Origin of the sequence: Lactobacillus sp. UMNPBX12 (assembly GCF_002553955.1) — a bacterium.
GTDB lineage: Bacteria > Bacillota > Bacilli > Lactobacillales > Lactobacillaceae > Lactobacillus > Lactobacillus crispatus.
In genome coordinates, this window is record NZ_PCYY01000007.1 from 1 (window position 1) to 18,547 (window position 18,547).

The 18,547-nt window shown below is 36.3% G+C and carries 17 protein-coding genes and 2 pseudogenes; 3 read left to right on the forward strand and 16 right to left on the reverse strand.

Features of this window, described 5'->3' with window-relative positions; translation table 11 throughout:
• Positions 1-69: 69 nt before the first annotated feature.
• Positions 70-1,737, forward strand: a pseudogene (locus tag CP363_RS03995) (oligopeptide ABC transporter substrate-binding protein); the annotation flags it as partial.
• A 447-nt stretch (positions 1,738-2,184) separates the two neighbouring features.
• Here the strand turns inward: CP363_RS03995 and CP363_RS04000 are convergent.
• From CP363_RS04000 to CP363_RS04030, 7 genes and pseudogenes are all read right to left on the reverse strand, one after another.
• Positions 2,185-2,652: a DNA starvation/stationary phase protection protein gene (locus CP363_RS04000; RefSeq protein ID WP_035443727.1), complete on the reverse strand. Its 468-nt coding sequence runs from the start codon at positions 2,650-2,652 to the stop codon at positions 2,185-2,187.
• A 34-nt stretch (positions 2,653-2,686) separates the two neighbouring features.
• A pseudogene (locus tag CP363_RS04005) lies at positions 2,687-2,923 on the reverse strand (FAD-dependent oxidoreductase); the annotation flags it as partial.
• 35 nt (positions 2,924-2,958) lie between these two features.
• The gene (locus CP363_RS04010) at positions 2,959-4,902 is read right to left on the reverse strand and encodes a M13 family metallopeptidase (protein ID WP_098035872.1); all 1,944 of its coding nucleotides are present in this window, start codon (positions 4,900-4,902) and stop codon (positions 2,959-2,961) included.
• Positions 4,903-4,991: 89 nt separating this feature from the next.
• Positions 4,992-6,791: an ABC transporter ATP-binding protein gene (locus CP363_RS04015; protein WP_187354731.1), complete on the reverse strand. Its 1,800-nt coding sequence runs from the start codon at positions 6,789-6,791 to the stop codon at positions 4,992-4,994.
• Positions 6,784-8,550 carry an ABC transporter ATP-binding protein gene (locus CP363_RS04020; protein WP_089142883.1) on the reverse strand — a complete coding sequence of 589 codons (1,767 nt, stop codon included), beginning with the start codon at positions 8,548-8,550 and terminating at the stop codon, positions 6,784-6,786. The genes CP363_RS04015 and CP363_RS04020 overlap by 8 nt, the downstream gene beginning before the upstream one ends.
• Positions 8,551-8,629: 79 nt before the next feature.
• The gene (locus CP363_RS04025) at positions 8,630-8,848 is read right to left on the reverse strand and encodes a YneF family protein (protein ID WP_057726609.1); all 219 of its coding nucleotides are present in this window, start codon (positions 8,846-8,848) and stop codon (positions 8,630-8,632) included.
• A 69-nt stretch (positions 8,849-8,917) separates the two neighbouring features.
• Positions 8,918-9,184, reverse strand: coding sequence for a DUF896 domain-containing protein (locus CP363_RS04030; RefSeq protein WP_013086506.1), 267 nt, complete (start codon positions 9,182-9,184; stop codon positions 8,918-8,920).
• Between the two features lie 156 nt (positions 9,185-9,340).
• Here CP363_RS04030 and lexA point away from each other — a divergent pair, with 156 nt between their 5' ends.
• Positions 9,341-9,967: a transcriptional repressor LexA gene (gene lexA / locus CP363_RS04035; RefSeq protein ID WP_005719307.1), complete on the forward strand. Its 627-nt coding sequence runs from the start codon at positions 9,341-9,343 to the stop codon at positions 9,965-9,967.
• Between the two features lie 38 nt (positions 9,968-10,005).
• Here lexA and CP363_RS04040 read toward each other — a convergent pair whose 3' ends face one another.
• The 9 genes from CP363_RS04040 to ylxM form a co-directional block, all read right to left on the reverse strand.
• Entirely contained in the window at positions 10,006-10,785 is a 780-nt protein-coding gene (locus tag CP363_RS04040) for an SGNH/GDSL hydrolase family protein (protein WP_065989466.1), read from the reverse strand.
• A complete protein-coding gene (locus CP363_RS04045; protein ID WP_089149830.1) occupies positions 10,778-11,437 on the reverse strand; it encodes a uracil-DNA glycosylase in 660 nt (219 codons plus the stop codon). The genes CP363_RS04040 and CP363_RS04045 overlap by 8 nt, the downstream gene beginning before the upstream one ends.
• 349 nt (positions 11,438-11,786) lie before the next feature.
• Positions 11,787-12,911, reverse strand: coding sequence for an SLAP domain-containing protein (locus tag CP363_RS04050; protein ID WP_098035873.1), 1,125 nt, complete (start codon positions 12,909-12,911; stop codon positions 11,787-11,789).
• A gap of 111 nt (positions 12,912-13,022) precedes the next feature.
• Positions 13,023-13,370, reverse strand: a complete 348-nt coding sequence (gene rplS, locus CP363_RS04055) for a 50S ribosomal protein L19 (protein WP_005722007.1) — start codon at positions 13,368-13,370, stop codon at positions 13,023-13,025.
• A 113-nt stretch (positions 13,371-13,483) separates the two neighbouring features.
• Positions 13,484-14,203 carry a tRNA (guanosine(37)-N1)-methyltransferase TrmD gene (gene trmD, locus CP363_RS04060; RefSeq protein ID WP_005719317.1) on the reverse strand — a complete coding sequence of 240 codons (720 nt, stop codon included), beginning with the start codon at positions 14,201-14,203 and terminating at the stop codon, positions 13,484-13,486.
• Positions 14,193-14,708: a ribosome maturation factor RimM gene (rimM, locus tag CP363_RS04065; protein ID WP_089150663.1), complete on the reverse strand. Its 516-nt coding sequence runs from the start codon at positions 14,706-14,708 to the stop codon at positions 14,193-14,195. The genes trmD and rimM overlap by 11 nt, the downstream gene beginning before the upstream one ends.
• Positions 14,709-14,774: 66 nt before the next feature.
• Positions 14,775-15,047 carry a 30S ribosomal protein S16 gene (gene rpsP / locus CP363_RS04070; RefSeq protein WP_003547870.1) on the reverse strand — a complete coding sequence of 91 codons (273 nt, stop codon included), beginning with the start codon at positions 15,045-15,047 and terminating at the stop codon, positions 14,775-14,777.
• 87 nt (positions 15,048-15,134) lie between these two features.
• Positions 15,135-16,565, reverse strand: coding sequence for a signal recognition particle protein (ffh, locus tag CP363_RS04075; protein WP_023488732.1), 1,431 nt, complete (start codon positions 16,563-16,565; stop codon positions 15,135-15,137).
• Positions 16,566-16,568: 3 nt separating this feature from the next.
• The gene (gene ylxM, locus CP363_RS04080) at positions 16,569-16,910 is read right to left on the reverse strand and encodes a YlxM family DNA-binding protein (RefSeq protein WP_013086512.1); all 342 of its coding nucleotides are present in this window, start codon (positions 16,908-16,910) and stop codon (positions 16,569-16,571) included.
• Positions 16,911-17,082: 172 nt separating this feature from the next.
• Here ylxM and CP363_RS04085 point away from each other — a divergent pair, with 172 nt between their 5' ends.
• The gene (locus CP363_RS04085) at positions 17,083-18,513 is read left to right on the forward strand and encodes an APC family permease (RefSeq protein WP_089149828.1); all 1,431 of its coding nucleotides are present in this window, start codon (positions 17,083-17,085) and stop codon (positions 18,511-18,513) included.
• Positions 18,514-18,547 lie beyond the last annotated feature (34 nt).

Here is an 18,547-nt window from a genome sequence, read left to right on the forward strand (position 1 = left end):
TTAAATAAATAATTAAAAAATCAATTTACGAGAAAGATCTATTTACACAAAAGATTTGACAGTTTCAAACATACAAACAGTAGTAATGCAAATAAAACTAATCATAAGTTTAGCGAAACTGTTCCCGTAAAAAGTATTAAAACTTTAACCTATGCTGTTGAATCAGACAGTCCATTCACTGGTATTTTCTTACCAGAATTATCAGATACTACAATTGATAGTGAGGTACAAAGCCCAGGTCTAGAATCTTTATTTTCAACAGATGATCAATATAAGATTAATAATAAAGGAGCTGCTACTTTTAAACTAAATCGGAAAGCTAAGACTATCACAATCGAAGTGAAAAAAGGAGTTAAGTGGTCAGATGGTAAGCAAGTGAATGCTAAAGACGTTGAATTTGCTTATGAAATTATTGCAAATAAAGACTCTAAATCACAAAGATATACTGAATCTTTAGCTGATATTGTTGGCTTAGCTGAATATCATGAAGGCAAAAGCAAGAAAATTTCTGGAATTGAAATGCCTGATGGTGAAAATGGACGCAAAGTCGTAATCCATTTCAAGCAAATGAAGCCTGGTATGCTTCAATCAGGTAATGGATATTTCTGGGAATGTGCTGAACCCTATCATTACTTAAAGGATGTACCTTTTTCAAAGCTTTTATCTAGTGACAAGGTCAGAAAATCCCCACTATTTTTTGGACCATTCCGTGTATCTAATATTGTTCGTGGTCAATCTGTTTCTTGGGAGCGTAATCCTTATTACTGGCGTGGTACACCAAACTTTGAAAAAGTAACTGCATCTGTTATCAGCTCCAGTTCTGCTACCCAAGCCATTAAAAGTCATAAATTTGATATTGCTGATGTGGTTAATACACAATGGGATCAAACTAAGAATGCAACTGATACTAACTTTATTGGTGAAGTTCCACTTAGTTATAACTACTTAGCTTTTAAAGTTGGTAAATGGGATAAGAAGCTAGGAAAGAATGTTGAAAATAAGAATGCCAAGATGAATAATCCAGCATTACGTAAAGCAATGGCCTATGCAATGAATATTGATGCTGTTGCTAAACGCTATTACCAAGGATTAGCATTCCGTGTTAATACTTTGATTCCAGAACAATTTGGTGACTTTTCCGATAGTTCAATTAAAGGTTACCCATATAATTTGAAGAAAGCCAACCAATTACTAGATAAAGCCGGATATAAAAAGAAAGGCGAATTCAGAGTTCAACCTAACGGAAAGAAGCTTACTATTAATTTAGCTGTTAGAAACAATGCTACTACCGCAGAGCCCGTATGGCGTAATTATATCCAACAATGGAAGAAAATCGGTTTGAACGTTAAGTTTGTTGGCGGTCGTCCAATGGAATTTAACAATTGGGTACAAGCAGTTCAATCTGATGATCCAAAAATTGATGTCTTTGAAGGTGGCTGGTCACTTTCAAGTGAACCTTCTCCTAATGATCTTTATAGCGCTGCTGCACCATATAATATGGCACGTTTTGTTTCCCCTGTACAAAGTAAGCTTTTAGCTGATATTGACTCAGAAAAAGCTTTCAACCATAAGTATCGTGTTGACGCATTCAGAAAATGGCAAAAATGGATGTACAATGAGGCCTATGTTGTACCTACCACTAATTCATATTCAATAACCGCTGTTAATAAAAAAGTAACTGGATGGTCACTTAAACCAAGCGCAACTAACTGGTTTAGTGCAGGGTTTGTAAAATAAACATTACCTAACTGTCTTGCTTAATAAATATCTTTTCTAAAATTTACTTTAATTAATCTAAAAAAATGCTACTAAATCTGACTGATTTGGTAGCATTTTTCTTGTGTATCACTAATAGTGACGTTATTAATGAAGGAATTGACTATCAATTTTTTCATGTGCGCGTACAGATGTCTAGTCGGGCCAAATAATGGATAAACCTGCAACACAGACAAAGACCTGAAGGACAGCGTAAAACTAAAACAGAAGCTATGAAACAATGACACACCCGCGAACAGAGTTCGCAAGTTTCAGAAATAATTAATGTCTCGTTCAGATAATTTAGACATAACAAAAGCCTCGAAATTATAGTCCAAATTTCAGGTGCTTACGTAAATTGTGATAGAGCTTTTTGCCATAAAAAATAGCGAACCACTACAGATTCGCTATTTTCTCTAAATTTACGACTTATGCATCAATATCTGGAGCTTGACCAAGTTCAGCCGTTAACATCCAAAGTCGCTTTTCAAGATCAGTATGGAAACCAGTCAAAATATCATTAGTCGAGTAATCTCCTTCTTTATCAGAAGCTTCAAGCGCTTCTTCATAGAGCTTATCTAAATAACGATAGCCTGAAATGATCTTTTCAAGTCTTTGTGTATTAGTGAAGTCCCAACTCCCCTTTTCACCAGGAATTTTATTTAATTGAACAACTTCCCTTAAAGTGGCAACAGGTGAACCATCGATGGTAATTAGTCTTTCTGCAAGACCATCAATCTGATCATCTAGTTCATCCATTAAGTCATCAAGATATGGGTGCAACTTCAAGAATTGACTGCCGCGCATATACCAATGGTGACGGCGAACAATCATGTGCATATGCAATAAATTAATGACTAATTCATTTAACCTTTCTTTTGTTTCTGGATACTTCATATTGAGACCTACTTTCATTAAATTAGAATTTAGCTCAGCCTAAGGCATGTTGGGCCGCCAAGTTAAGTAGACTCCATTGACGGTCAAAACTTGGTGAGAAGAAGAAATCTTGTTCTGCAAGATCTTCTAAAGTAAGTCTATGGCGAATAGCTAAACTAAGGACATTTCCTTAACCTGTTAAATCATAAGTAGACATTACTGCCCCACCTAAAATTTGGTGGTTAAGCTTATCAAAGGTCAATGCTACATAACCTAATGGGTTATCTTCATCTTATTCACTTAGGCCAATATAGATTCTTGTTATTTTTACCAGATTGTAATTCTATCTTCTGGGTTAAGCCACATGCCATCTGTCTTCTTAACGTCAAATGCATCATAGAATTCATCTTGGCATTGAACCGGAATATTTACTCTAGTTGGCTGCGGCGCATGGACATCGGTTTGAACTTCTGTTTTGATTGCTTCAGGACGTTGTTTTTGCATCCAGCTACGAGCATAGTTTTCAAAAAGATCCTTTAAATCGGCACCATCATCTTTTCCAGTTTGGACAGCACAGGCAAGTCCAGCTAAATCAGCTATATTTTCACCAACAACTTGCTTACCATTCACTTTAGCTGGACCATATTGCAAACCATCAAAAATATCAACCATTTGGCCAACTCGTTTATTAAATTCAGCGAAGTCTGCATCAGTCCACCAATTATTCATATTTCCTCGTTCATCAAACTTAGCACCACTATTATCAAAAGCATGTGATACTTCGTGACCAATAGTTGCACCAATACCGCCATAGTTAGCACCGCGCGATTGATTAATATCATAAAACGGTGCCTGCAAGATTCCTGCTGGGAAAGTTAAATCATTTCTTTGTGGATCATAGCAGGCATTATTTAAATTACCTGGCATTAGCCAAACTGAACGGTCAACTGGCTTAGTTAACTTATTAAGCATATATTTCGTTCGTACAGTTGACATTGCCGCTTCATTTTCATACAAGCTCTTTTTCGGATCAACTTGCAATAAGTCAAAGATTTCTTCGATCTTGTCTGGGTAACCAATTTTTAAAACCAACGCCTTTAACTTAATCACAGCTTTCTTTTTGGTTTCAGCAGAAAGCCAGGTATTTGATTTGATTCTTTCCTCATAAACCTTGAGCATCTTATGAATCATGTCTTCAACATCTTTTTTGGCCTTAGCTCCAAAATACTTTTGCCCATAAAAAATGCCGACTACTTCATCAAAAGCACTATTTGCTAAACGATAAGCTTGTTTAATTTGAGTTGGCAATTGTGGCGTACCAGTAATTGCCTGATTAAATGGAAATGCTGCTTCTCGAAAAGCTTGAGACAAAAATCTAGCTACATTGTTAATGTATTTAACCAACATCCAGCCTTTAATTTCGGCAAAATTAGCTGCGTTTAATAAACTCTCAGCATGATCAAGAAAACGTGGTTCCATTACAATGATACGCTCTGGTTTAACTGGCAAAACAGCAGCCATAAAGTCAGCCATCTTAAATGACTTAAATTTTGCAATAAATTCAGCATAGTTTACTGGATTATAGATTGCTGCGTAATCTGACCATTCTTCGGTTGATTTAACAATCTTAGCCAATTTTTGATCAAAAGCTAAAGCATCGGCAACATAAGTACGTGCTTCACTCTTACCAACCCCGGCCATCATTAACAAATTAATGCTTTGATCTTGTAAAATATCCAAGAGTTTTTTGGCATCAGCTGTTTTATAGGTCGTAGTATCTGGTAAAAATGTACTTGGTCCACCAAAATGAAGCACATTTACATCAGTATTCTTCATGTCAGCATCAACATCAAAGACAAATGGCAAAGTATATGGACCCATAAATAAATCAGCAGCCTTTTGTTCAAAATCACTAAAGCTACTCAAAGCTAATAACTTTTGTAAATCTTTTTGAATTGGATTAGCTTTTTCAGCATCCCTTTTGTCAAAATCTTTGGCAATTTTATATAAAGCAATTGCTTTTCCAAAATCCTTGATATCAGGCATTCTTTCTTTACCCGCTGCAACATCAGCAAAATCTTTCATTACCCGATCTTCAATTCGTTGATCTAGTTCAGAGTTAATCCCAGCAGACGTCTTATCTGCAGGGATTTTAGCTTTAGACAACCATTCTGAATTGACAGCTAAATACAAATTATCTTGTGGTTTGGCATTAAGATCTGGTTGTGCAACATCGCCAGCTCCACCACGAACGGCAAAATATCTTCTCATTTTTTCTCCTTACAAATATTCATAATTATTTAATACTTTTTCATTATTATAGCAAAAAGGACGTCGTTACTAAACAAACGTCCTCAAAATTAATTATCCTTATTTTCATTATTTTGCAAAGTATACAAGTTATAATAATAGCCTTTTTGCGCTAATAATTCTTCATGAGTACCGCGCTCAATAATTCGTCCTTTATCCAAAACAATGATTTGATCAGCATCGGCAATAGTTGAAAGCCGGTGGGCAATTGCTAGAGTGGTCCGTCCTTTACGTAAACGTTTTAGACCTTGCTGAATTAAAGTTTCAGTTTCGGTATCAACATTAGCAGTTGCTTCATCTAATACTAAAACTTTGGGGTCTGTGACTAAAGTTCTGGCAAAAGAAATTAGTTGCCGTTGCCCTTGACTAAATTCCTCTCCACCTTCAATTACCTTTGCATAGTATTTACCTGGCATTTTTTCAATAAATTGATCAGCTTGAACTGCTTTAGCCGCAGCCTTAATTTGAGCATCAGTAATCTGCTTATTATATAAACGAATATTAGAAGCGATATCGCCATAAAACATAAATGGCTCTTGCAAAACTAATCCAAGTTTTTTGCGTAACTCCTCTTTAGGATATTTACGAATATCAACATCATCGATTAAAACTTCACCTTGACCAAATTCATAAAAGCGCATCATCACATTAATAATTGAGCTTTTTCCTGAACCAGTATGTCCAACAATTCCTAATGTTTCGCCTGGGTTAACCACAAAAGAAATATCATGCAAAATTTCATGCTTGCCATCATATGAAAAACTCACATGCTTAAATTCAATCTTCCCTTTGCTAATTGTTAAGCCGGCTTGTGCATCTTGTTTAGGTTCATATTGCGTATCATCCAAAATATAAAAAATTCTTTTACCAGCAACAATCCCATCTTGGAAGAAAGTCATTTGGTCCATCATAGTTGAAATCGGGTTAAACAGCTGTGAAATATATTGTGAAAAAGCATATACCACACCGGCTGGTACAAAAGTCTCACGTAATGGAAAACCAAAATACATCAATGAAACAGCCAAGGCTAATGAATAAAGCAATGAGGTTAAAGGCGACAATAATAGTGAATTAACCCGAATCATATTAAAACGAGTATTCATTAACCCACCATTTTCGCCTTCAAAATTGTGGGTCATCCGTTTTTCCTGATTAAACTCTTGAATAACAGAGACTCCTTCAATTGATTCGTTCAAATTAGTGTTAATTCGACTAAGGCGTTCACGATAATTACGATAAAGTCGCGAACTTCTTTGAGAGTAAAGCCAAATAACAAATAACAGAATTGGCATAAAAAGCAAAATTAACCAGCCAGCAACTACATTAGTAGTAAACATCGCTACTAATGCTGTTACTACAGAGAAAACACCAATTACAAAAGTTGATAGAACAGTCAAAAAATTGCTCAAAGTCATTGTATCATTAGTAACTCTTGAAACAATTGAACCAGCTGGAGTTTGGTCAAAATAACGCATCCCTAATTTATGTAACTTACGGTAAAGCGCTCTTCTGACACTTTCTAATGTTTTCTCTGAGCCTAAGGCAAAGAAATATTGATAAGTAAACTGGATAATTGCCTTTAAAATAGAGCCTAAAGCATACAATAATCCTGCAAAAAGAATCACTTGCACCGTTGTATTTTGGTGTAACAAGAAATGATCTAAGAAATATTGCAAACCCCTTGGTAAAAGAATATTAATTATGCTGACAACAAAAGCTCCAACTAAAGCAATGATCATTTCAAATTTAAATTGCTCCACAAAGCCCATTAGTCGTTTAAAAATGTCAACTTGTTCTTTAAACGGAATTGTCTTCGACCAGACGGATTCATGTTGTTCTTCGTTATTCATCTACATCTTCACCCACCTTTGCTTGTAACTCTTGTCTACGCCACATTTCTGCATACCAACCATCTTCGTCTAAAAGTTGTTGGTGATTGCCTCGTTCAACGATTCGCCCATCTTTTAAAACTAAAATCAGATCCGCATCCATGACAGAAGTTAAGCGGTGAGCTGCAATCATCGTAGTCTTATCTGCTCGCTCTTTTCTTAATGATGATAAAATTTCAGTTTCAGTCTTCGCATCAACTGCTGATAAAGCATCATCCAAAATCAAGATCTGACTATCTTTTAACAACGCACGGGCAATCGACATTCTCTGTCTTTGACCACCTGAAAGCGATAACCCATTTTCACCAACTAATGTTTCATAGCCTTTAGGCATTTGCAAAACATCATCATGCAAATCACTCTTCTTGGCTGCAGCTGCAATATCATCCTTATCTACATTTTCAGAAGAGAAAGCAATATTTTTGCCGATACTAGTTGAAAACAAGAAATTATTTTGAGGAACGTAGGAGATCTGACTGAGTAATACCTTTAGTGGAATATTTCTAATATCTTTGCCATTCAGAGTAATTTGACCATCATACTGATCAAATTCTCGCAAAAGCAGTTGAATAATTGTGGTTTTACCCGCACCAACTCGACCAACTAACCCTAAAGTTTGCCCAGGTTTTAAAGTGAAATTGACTTGCTTTAAAACTGGAATATCTGGCTCATCTGGATATGCGAATGATTTAATGTCATATTTTAATTCACCTTGCAAATCTTGAGAAGTAATATTTGGATCTGCATGTGCATCAGTAATCAAAGGCTTTTCATCAAGTAACTTTTCTACACGGTCATAACTTGCACTACCACGCTCTAGAATATTAAACAAATAACCAATAGCAAACATTGGCCAAACCATGTTAGAAATATACGCGATAAAAGAAACCAACTGGCCAATTGATAAAATCTTGTTAGTTACTAATAGTCCCCCATAAATAATCGTAATCACATACGTAGTACCGATAATTATTGTTCCCAGTGGATCAAATAAGGAATCCCAGACAAAAACTTTTTTATTAATATTGATCGTTTCATCGACCATCTTGTCAAAAGCAGCAGTATCTTCTTTACCCTGACCAAAAGTTTTAAGCACTTTAATACCCGAAACGGATTCTTGTGTCTTATTATTCAACTTTGAAAACGCAGCTTGTGATTTATCAAAAGCATCATGTAGATGATCGCCTAGCTTCCAAGCTCCCAAAGCCAAAAATGGCAACGGTAATAAAGCGACAATTGTTAAACGCCAATCAACAAAAATAATCATTGCGATCATTGTTGACAGCCCCATAACTAAAGAATCAACTAAAGTTAAAACACCGTCTCCAGCTACATTCTGAATAGCGGAAACATCATTAGTGGCATGTGCCATTAAATCACCCGTTCGATGGCGCTGATAAAAAGTTCGGTCCATAATCATAAAATGATCGAATAACTTTGACCGCATCTGCCGTTCCAATTCTGCCGCTCCGCCCCAGATTTGCTTACGCCAGAAATAGCGCAAAATATAAAGAGTGAGCGCTGCGGCTAAAACGGCAATGATCAGCATTCCGTATTGGCCCCAGGAAATATGTCCTTGATCAAGTTGATCAGCCATCAAACCTAATACGCGCGGTGGTACTAAATTGGCTAAGGAAGTCAGCGCTAAGAAAGTAATCCCAATAATGTAGCGCTTTTTTTCAGCCTTAAAAAACCAACCTAGTTTGCTAAATATTCCCATATTTCACCTCATTTTAAAAATTGCACAAAAAAGAGACAAAGAAAATCCTTCGCCTCTTTCCAAAAATAATCTAAATTAATTACCTTTGTTGGTGTTTCATCATGTTCATTACTTGATGTACCTTCTTATTTGAAGGCTTTTGTCCCATTTGAGACATCATAGCAACGATCATATCTTCACTAATAGGAGGATTTTCCTTAAAGTACTTCTTCATGTATGCTCTTGCACCATAGAAACCCGCTGTTGCACCAACCAAGAGCGCAACAATGATCAAAAAAATTGCTAAACCTAAATTCATCTTATTAAATCCTCCATCTAACTAACATTTATATTTTATCATAATCCTCTAACTTATTAAAAGAGCTAGTTAATCTTTTCTAAGTCCTTTTTTTCTTTGAGCACGTTTAGCTCGTTCTGAAGTAACTTCTTTACCATTCTTATCCAAGATAACCATGTTTTCAACATCTTGTTTAAAAGCTGCTCTAAAGTTAGCTAAAAACTTCTTATGCAGTTCTTTTCTTTCTGCTTCTTCTTCAGGAGTTAATCCTTCTTTTTCTTTCTTATGGTAAAGTTCATTAATTCGATCTGTTACCTTTTTTTCTTCTTCTTTACTCATTGCATCTTTATTATCCATAATAGTTCCACCTCACATTAACAATCATTAGTCTACCTTATTTTTTATCATAAAAAAAGTATAACTTCTTAAGAACGCCTGTTTGAGAATATTGACATTATCTGGTAGAATTAGGTTATAATATTAAGTACCATAAATACAAACGGAGAATTAAAAATGCCAAGAAAAACAAGCGATAAAAAGCAACTAGAAATTTTGCAATATATTTACGATACAGTTGAGAAACGGAGCATTCCACCTACAGTTAGAGAAATCTGTTCTGCAGTTGGTCTTTCTTCTACTTCCACTGTCCATGGTCATTTAGCTCGCCTTGAAAGAAAGGGCTGGCTAGTAAAAGACGCTACAAAACCTCGTGCTTTGGAAATTACCCGTGAGGGTAAAAAAGAGTTAGGTATCAAGCCAAAGGAAATTCCAGTTATCGGTGTGGTTACTGCAGGACAACCAATTCTGGCAGTTGAAGATATTGATGACTACTTTCCACTCCCACCAGACTTAAAAAGTGATGCTGGTGAACTCTTTATGCTCAAAGTCCACGGTGAAAGTATGATTAACGCTGGCATTTTAAACGGTGATAGCGTAATCGTACGCAAACAATCATCTGCCAACAATGGTGAAATCGTGGTGGCAATGACTGAAGAAAATGAAGCTACAGTTAAGCGTTTCTACAAAGAAAAGGATCACTACCGATTACAGCCAGAAAATGATACAATGGCTCCAATCATTTTACCTAAAGTTACAATTTTGGGTAAGGTAGTTAGCTTGTATCGTAATAACATTGACTAATTTCAATTTTGACCTAGATAATTTATCTAGGTCTTTCTTTATGCCAAAATTTCAGTTATTTTTTCTTCAAATAATGGTAACCATTTCTTTAGATAACCCGCACGAGTTGGATGAATTTCATCAGCCATATACAAAGCGTCTTGATGCTGAAAATCAGGATGATCGTATAAATCTAGAATCTCAATGTGACACTTTTGAGACAGTTCGTGTACTCGTTCAACCATCTGTTTGTATAACGGATTAGCAAAATAAGGATTAGTATAAATTAAAATTGGACATTTCCACCTTGCTTGAGCCGTTGAAATCATATATTCCAAAGCTCCCGTAATGGTTTTGGTGTCAAAGTTTTGATTAGTAATTTTGCCTAGTTTTTTATTTTGATTTGCATCATTAGTTGAAAGTTGTAAGACAAAAACATCAGGTTGTGATTCGGTCAACTCTTCTCTAAAACGAGCAACATAAGAATCGTTTGGCTTATAAGTATCTTCATCAACTAAGGTCGTACCATTTTCTGCATCTTTAATTGCAGCAACGCCATCACGCTTCCAAAGATAATCAACAAAGCTTTCACCCAAAGCGCCAAAACCAAAAGTAACGGAAGAACCCAAAAATAAAATTTTCTTACCTATCAAAGGGCTCGCAACGGTTTGTACACTATTTAGACTATACTTACGACTATTTCCTGCTAAATAAGCAATATCAGTGTAATAACGTTGATGTAAGGCATGCTCATCTAGATCCATGCGTAATTCATTTAAAGCGATATCCGATAAATCATTATTTTGTCTAATTGGAATCAAAAAAGTTTCATTACTCATTTTCAGATTTTTCCTTTTCTACATACGGCTTGATTTTATCCCAATCTTTAATAATATCATCTGTTAGCTTGCGATTATAAAAAACAGCGGCAGGATGATATTCTGGGAAAATAGTGTATCTTTCTTTTGACCAAATATAGCCGTCTTTAGTTTCATTTAAACGTAAAATTGGTGTATTTTTAATTACTTGACCATGTTCAGCTGAAATCTTATGACCAGACCCCAAAAGACGTTCTAATCCCGTATTACCCAAGGCAACAATTAGTTTTGGTTGAGCATAGTCAATTTCAAAATCTAAGAAAGGCGCATGAGCTAGAATCTCTTTTTTGGTTGGCTTACGATTGGGATATTTGATTACTTCTTTATTTTCACGCTTGCTAAAAACCTTTTTGATTGCAAAAGGTCGACTTCTCACAGCAGATGTAATATATACCTGATCACGTGTCAGACCAATCTGCTTCAATGATTTATCCAATTCCTTACCCGTATCCCCGCTAAAGGGAATATTATTAACAATTTCATTTCGACCAGGAGCTTCACCGACAATCATTAATAAAGGATGTTGGGGACCCGAGCCAGAATTAATTCCTTCTAGCTGCATGCCTTTAGATCGTTCTTTCACTTCGTCAATCAGTTTTTTCGGATAATCCATTTTTCCATCTTCTTTTAAATTTTTGTTTTACTCGACTTTACTGGGGACATTTACAAATGTGGATAACTATTGGTTCTAACGCTAATTCCACATTTAATATTATTTTTTACAAAAATAGCTTCACAATAACAAATGTCTTTATATCAAGATTAGTAATAGATATCTGCCAACTTTGTGATTTTTGTCTTAGTTTCACAACCGTTTCACAGCTGAATTTCTTCACAATCTTTTTTCATCATTACTACTATACAGCCATTTTATCATTGTGATCTTTTTAAAATAAAAGGCTATCACCTTCTATTAAGATAATAGTCCTTTATGATATCAGTTTAAAAGTATTACACACAGACTAATTATGCAACAGTGTCTGCAATATTAAATTAGTTGAACCGTGACGATAATCTAATGGTGATGCGCCATAGTCTTTTTCATTCCCCCAATAAAGATAGTTTTTGGTACCTTTAACATGTAAATAAAGTTGAGGTGATTTTTCACCTTCTATTTTGGTTCTATCAACCGTTAGTTTAGCGCCAGCACGATAAAGCACCTTTTTATTTTGCTTAAATTTGGCAGTATACGCATATGCATCATTTATTAAAGACACACTCACAGGTCCTTTATCCCACAACGTCTTACCATCTACTAAAGCAACGTCTGCCGCATTGATATATTGTGTTTTACTAATCTGAAAATAAGTATGATCACCCTGTTGAATTGCAGGTAAAGTCATCTTAGTTTTATTTTGATAATAATAAAATTGAGTATTAGCAGCCGCTTTCTTAGGTTTACCATAATAGTTTAAAACCGTGCCTTGTTTTAGATTTTTATTCTTGACTTGCTTGCCTGTTGCATCATAAATAGGTGCATTATTATTTAAAAACACGGTTCCCTTGCCATTCAAAGTAGTTACTTGGCTGGCATCAATATAACCGCCCTTATCAATATTAAATAATTGCTTAGGCGAATTATAGTATGGTACCTCAATTTTTGGTTTTTGTTTATTAGTAAAATAATTCTTGCCACCATTATAGCTAACTAATTTTTTACCATTTTTATCATAAATATAATTTTTCTTGTGCCGAAAATGTAACTTGACCGTATTTGTGTTACCAAGCCAGGTTAACACATCGCTTTCTTTAACATAGCCTCCTTTACCAATCGAATAGTAAAGCTTACCACCAATAATTCGACTAGTTGGCACAGGAATCCCAGCTGCAAAGCGCTGCTGAATAATATAAGTCTTGCCACTATATTTTAAACGAGTACCAGCTTTGATATTTTGATGATATTTCGAATTATAATTACCTGCACGATCATAAATTATTGGTGCTTTATTTACCTGGATTGTATTCTTAGCTGCTTGGGCTTTCTTCGTCGTTGCTTGTACCGTAGTCGTGATATTGGGAAAAGATAATATAGGTGCTACTGTCAATACGGTTGCTGCCACAAGTGCAAATTTGCAATTGAACTTCATTTATTTCACCTCATTCATTCCATAACTCCATCATAGCATTTTATATACAACTTTTGGGTAGAAAAAAAGCCAGTTCCACTGGAACTGACCTTTTTATGATTGACGTTATGATTAACGACGTGCTTCAGCAATTCTTGCTGACTTGCCGTGACGTTCACGTAAGTAGTAAAGCTTAGCACGACGTACACGACCATGACGCTTAACTTCAACCTTAGCAACACGTGGGTCGTTAACTGGGAAGGTTCTTTCAACACCAACACCTGAAGCAATCTTACGAACTGTGTAAGTAGCACCGATGCCAGTACCCTTCTTCTTGATTACAACGCCTTCGAACAACTGAATACGTTCGTGAGTACCTTCAACAACACGTACATGAACAGTAACAGTGTCACCTGCACGGAATGCAGGAATATCGTCACGAAGTTGTTCTTTAGTTAATTCTTGAATTAATGGATCCATAATATACTTTTCTCCTTCTTCGGCATTCATCAACGTACCAACGCCAGCGGAACACCCCTAAACTTATTCATTGTGGTCACGCCACGATGAATAGTATATCAAGTAGAGCTTGCTTAATCAAGCTCTGCTTTAATATCTGCCAACATTTTCTTTTCTTCAGTTGTTAAAACTCGTTCTTTGAGCAAATCAGGTCGATGCAAATATGTTGTTCTAAGAGCCTCTTTATGCCGCCATTGTGCAATTTTTTGATGATTGCCACTAGTCAATATCTCTGGCACCTTTTGCCCTTCAAAATCTGCTGGACGCGTATATTGCGGATATTCTAACAACCCATGTGAAAAGCTTTCTTCAACTGGACTAGCTGCATTGCCCAAAATACCAGGTAAAAGTCTTACTGTAGCATCAATCATACTCATTGTTGGCAATTCACCACCAGTTAAAACATAATCACCGATTGAAACAGTTTCGTCAGCCAAGTCATAAACCCGCTGATCAAAGCCCTCGTAATGTCCGCAAATAAAGGTTAATTCATCTTCTTGGGCCCAGCTTTGCGCCATTTTTTCATTAAAAGTTTTACCTTGTGGTGCAGTAATAATTACCTTACCTGTAGATGGTAACGAGTCAAGTGCTTTTTTAATCGGCATAATTTGCAAAACCATCCCAGCGCCACCACCATAGGGCGTATCATCAACATGATGATGTACATCGGTAGTGAAATTACGAAAATTAACTAAATTAAGCTCCCATTTTTTATCTTCAAGCCCACGTCCCAACATTGAAACTTGCAAAGGAGCAAACATATCAGGAAAAAGTGTCAATACATTAATCTTCATCGCGTAAGCCCTCCAATAACTCAACATAGACTTTTTTATTAGCTACATCTACTTTTTTAACCACCGATGCAATATTAGGAATCCAATACTCTTTACCATTATCTTCATGGACTAGCCAAATATCATTAGCACCAGGTGATTCAATATCAGTGATTTTACCCAAGCGCTTACCGGATTCTTCATCAATGACATCACAGTCAAAGATGTCCTTATAGTAATAAACGCCTTCAGGTAGTTCACCGCGGTCGGCTTCACTAACAACTAGTATTTTTCCTTTTAATTTTTCAGCATGATCAATATCAGTAATCTCTGCAAATTGAACTAACCAAAATTGCTTAAAAGGTCTACTCTTGGCCACAGTTAAAACTTGAGAAGTTTCATCTTTGATTGCCAAATGCATCCCTATAGCAAAACGATCTTCAGGGAAATCAGTAATTACACTAACTTTAACTTCACCATTCAAACCGTGCGTAGTTAAAATCCGAGCAACATCGTAATATTCCATTTTTTCTCCTTTAGGTATAAAAAAAGCTTGAAGCACACGGCATCAAGCTTTTAATTAATAGCAAAATTACTTGTTGTATTTTGCATCGTGCAACTTAGCCATCAAGCCAGCACCTGAAAGAAGTGATCTAACAGTGTCTGAAGGTTGTGCACCTTTTTGTAACCATTCAAAGATCTTGTCTTCGTCAAGCTTCAATTCCTTTGGTTGTGAAACTGGGTTGTAGTAACCAACTTGTTCGATGAAGCGACCATCACGTGGCATACGTGAGTCTGCAACAACGATTCTGTAAAATGGCTTTCTCTTGGCACCAGCACGGTGCATACGAATTTTAACTGACATAAATTAATTTCCTCCTAAAACTTAACGATTAATAATATACCACCAAACTTAACAGGTGTAAAGTATTTTTCCTTAACAGTTTATTTTTTAAGAATGGAATCTTTTTACCTTGCGTAAACGCTTCTTCTTATTTTTCTTGAAATTCTTATTCATTCGGCGCATTGCCATCTTAGCCATTGGCGAATCCATTCCAGGCAAATTGCTCAAGCCCTTCATATTTCCTTTAGACATTTTACTCATCATGTCGCGCATTTGCTTAAACTGCTTAATCATCCTATTGACTTCAACTACAGGACGACCTGAACCAGCAGCTATTCTTCGGCGACGGCTTGGATTAAGCATATCAGGATTTTCTCGTTCCTCAGGAGTCATTGAATAAACAATTGCTTCAGTATGATCAATTTGCTTTTGATCAACATTTAGATTCTTTAATTGCGGATTATTAGCTAGTCCCGGAATCATCTTCATGATTTGGTCAAGAGGCCCCATTTTTTGAACTTGTTGCAATTGATCAACAAAATCATTGAAGTCAAAAGTATTTTCCCGCATCTTTTCAGCGACTTTTTCAGCTTCCTTAGCATCATAATCTTGTTGGGCTTTTTCAATTAAGGAAAGCATGTCACCCATACCTAAAATTCTGGATGCCATTCTATCTGGATGGAAAACATCTAAATCGCTTAATTTTTCACCTTGACCAGTAAATAAGATCGGCTTACCAGTTACCGCACGAATTGAAAGAGCTGCACCACCACGAGTATCACCATCTAACTTAGTCAAAATCACTCCCGTAACATCAAGGCGTTCGTCAAAGCCTTTGGCTACATCTGTTGCCGCCTGACCAGTCATGGCATCAACGACTAAAAGAATGTTATCAGGATGGGCTACTTTCTTTACCCGCTCTAATTCTTCCATTAAAGGTTCATCGATTTCTAAACGACCAGCTGTATCGATCAAAACATAGTCATTCTTGTTCTTTTCAGCCTCTGCAAGTCCATCTTGAACAATTTTAGCTACGTCTTTTTCTCCGTCTTCACTATATACTGGAACTTTTAACTGATCACCAATTTGTTTCAATTGATCAACAGCAGCCGGACGATAAATATCGCCAGCTATCAACAGCGGACGGGCCTTTTCGGTCTTTTGCAAATGATAGGCTAATTTACCCACAGTCGTAGTCTTACCAGTACCCTGCAAACCGACCATCATAATGATAGTTGGAATATGCTTAGACTTGTTTAAAGGAACTGCTTCTTCACCCATCATCTTCGTTAACTGTTCATTAACGATCTTAATTACTTGTTGACCTGGGTTTAAACTTTCCTGAACTTCCTTGCCAAGGGCTTCTTTCTTAATGGTTTTAATAAAGTCCTTAACGACCTTAAAGTTAACGTCGGCTTCTAACAAAGCAAGTCGAATTTCACGACTAGCCTTATTAATATCTTCTTCTGAGACCTTACCTTTGCCAGTTAAATTTTTTAATGCTTTTTGAATTCTTTCACTTAAATTTTCAAAAGCCATGGGCTATTCTCCCCTCAATTGATTTAATAAATTGGTTATTTCTTTTTTAGCAGCTTCACTATCACCATTATCTAAAGATAAAAGCGTATCTGCCAAGACATCTTCAACCTGATTGTTGTCGCGCTTCATATGCAATTTCTCTTCATAGTTCTGAAGAATTTTACTTGAGCGCTTGAGATTATCATAGATAGCCTGACGAGATACTTGATGATTAGCAGCGATTTCGCCTAGAGACAAATCATTGTAGTAATAGTCTTCAAAATAAGATTGTTGCCCCCGGGTTAATAAAGAGCCATAGTAGGCATATAAATCGCCTAGCTCCTCGTTTTTAGTTAGTTCATCCATTGATTTTCACCAGTCTTTAGTATAACAAAGGTCATAAGCTAGTGCTAGATTAACCTATCTTAGATAACAATTTCTAAAAAAAGTGGAATTTCAAATATGTAGTAATTGATTTTTTAACGTATTTTTAATTATAATTAGATGGATATATTTTAACATAAGGAGGAGTTGCGTTGTGAATCTTTGGCAGAGAATGAACAGTAAAGAAGATCCACGCGTCTATGAAAATAAAGATGGACACCTGGTTCGCTCATTAAAAGTAAAGGACTTCTTAGCTCTAGGTGTTGGAACAATCGTCTCCGCTTCAATTTTCACTCTACCTGGTGAAGTTGCAGCTAAGCATACCGGCCCTGCAGTAGCGATTTCCTTTATTTTAGCAGCAATCGCTGCTGGTTTAGTGGCTTTTGCCTATGCAGAAATGGCTGCTGCAATGCCATTTGCAGGATCAGCTTATTCATGGATCAACGTAGTTTTAGGAGAATTCTGGGGTTGGGTAGCAGGATGGGCCCTTCTAGCAGAATATTTCATTGCTTTGGCTTTCGTCGGTTCGGGGCTTTCTGCTAACTTTAGAGCTCTAATCGCACCATTAGGTTGGAAACTACCCGCGTCATTATCTAACGCCTTTGGCAATAACGGTGGTATTATTGATATCATTTCTTTAGTTTCAATCTTGTTAGTTGCCTTATTAATTGGTCATGGTGTTTCAAGGGCAGCTCGCGTTGAAAATGCCTTAGTTGTATTAAAGGTGGTAGCCATTCTACTCTTTATTGCCGTTGGCGTTTTTGCAATTAAAAAAGTTAACTTCACCCCATTTATACCGAAATACAAGATGACTGCTAACGGTCCATTCGGTGGCTGGCAAGGAATCTATGCTGGTGTTTCAATGATTTTCTTATCTTACATTGGCTTTGATTCAATCGCCGCTAACTCAGCTGAGGCAATTAATCCACAAAAAACTATGCCTCGCGGCATTTTAGGCTCACTTGCTATTGCTGTTACTTTATTTGTCGGAGTTAGTTTAGTTTTAATTGGAATTATGCCTTATCAGAAGTATGCTAATTCCGCTGAACCAGTGGGTTTAGCCTTACGGTTTGCTGGTCATCCAATTGTTGCCATCATTGTTCAAACCATTGCTGTTTTAGGGATGTTCACTGCTTTGATTGGGATGAGTATGGCCGGTTCAAGATTGATCTATTCATTTGGCCGTGACGGGATGCTTCCTAAATGGCTGGGCAAGTTGAATGCAGATCGTCGACCTAATAATGCTTTATGGACATTAACAATCGTAGCAATTTTACTTGGAGCATTTTTCCCCTTCTCCATGTTGTCACAATTGGTTTCAGCTGGTACTTTAATTGCTTTTATGTTTGTTTCTTTAGGTATTTATAAGTTGCGTCCACGTGAAGGAAAAGACATTGATGATCCTTCATTCAAGATGCCATTTTATCCAGTTTTACCTGCTTTAGGTTTCATGGCTGCTTTAATTGTCTTCTTAGGGCTTGACTACCAAGCTAAACTTTGTGCTGGTATTTGGTTTATTTTAGGCTTAATCATTTACTTTAGCTATGGTGTTCGTCATTCAATTTTAAATAAGCAAAATAAATAAAATTAATCTAAATACAGTTAAAAAGATCTGCATT

Coding starts and splice junctions, on each gene's coding strand:
- CP363_RS04000 (WP_035443727.1), bottom strand. CDS start 2,652: ATGAAGTATCCAGAAACAAAAGAAAGGTTAAATGAATTAGTCATTAAT.
- CP363_RS04010 (WP_098035872.1), bottom strand. CDS start 4,902: ATGAGAAGATATTTTGCCGTTCGTGGTGGAGCTGGCGATGTTGCACAA.
- CP363_RS04015 (WP_187354731.1), bottom strand. CDS start 6,791: ATGAATAACGAAGAACAACATGAATCCGTCTGGTCGAAGACAATTCCG.
- CP363_RS04020 (WP_089142883.1), bottom strand. CDS start 8,550: ATGGGAATATTTAGCAAACTAGGTTGGTTTTTTAAGGCTGAAAAAAAG.
- CP363_RS04025 (WP_057726609.1), bottom strand. CDS start 8,848: ATGAATTTAGGTTTAGCAATTTTTTTGATCATTGTTGCGCTCTTGGTT.
- CP363_RS04030 (WP_013086506.1), bottom strand. CDS start 9,184: ATGGATAATAAAGATGCAATGAGTAAAGAAGAAGAAAAAAAGGTAACA.
- lexA (WP_005719307.1), top strand. CDS start 9,341: ATGCCAAGAAAAACAAGCGATAAAAAGCAACTAGAAATTTTGCAATAT.
- CP363_RS04040 (WP_065989466.1), bottom strand. CDS start 10,785: ATGAGTAATGAAACTTTTTTGATTCCAATTAGACAAAATAATGATTTA.
- CP363_RS04045 (WP_089149830.1), bottom strand. CDS start 11,437: ATGGATTATCCGAAAAAACTGATTGACGAAGTGAAAGAACGATCTAAA.
- CP363_RS04050 (WP_098035873.1), bottom strand. CDS start 12,911: ATGAAGTTCAATTGCAAATTTGCACTTGTGGCAGCAACCGTATTGACA.
- rplS (WP_005722007.1), bottom strand. CDS start 13,370: ATGGATCCATTAATTCAAGAATTAACTAAAGAACAACTTCGTGACGAT.
- trmD (WP_005719317.1), bottom strand. CDS start 14,203: ATGAAGATTAATGTATTGACACTTTTTCCTGATATGTTTGCTCCTTTG.
- rimM (WP_089150663.1), bottom strand. CDS start 14,708: ATGGAATATTACGATGTTGCTCGGATTTTAACTACGCACGGTTTGAAT.
- rpsP (WP_003547870.1), bottom strand. CDS start 15,047: ATGTCAGTTAAAATTCGTATGCACCGTGCTGGTGCCAAGAGAAAGCCA.
- ffh (WP_023488732.1), bottom strand. CDS start 16,565: ATGGCTTTTGAAAATTTAAGTGAAAGAATTCAAAAAGCATTAAAAAAT.
- ylxM (WP_013086512.1), bottom strand. CDS start 16,910: ATGGATGAACTAACTAAAAACGAGGAGCTAGGCGATTTATATGCCTAC.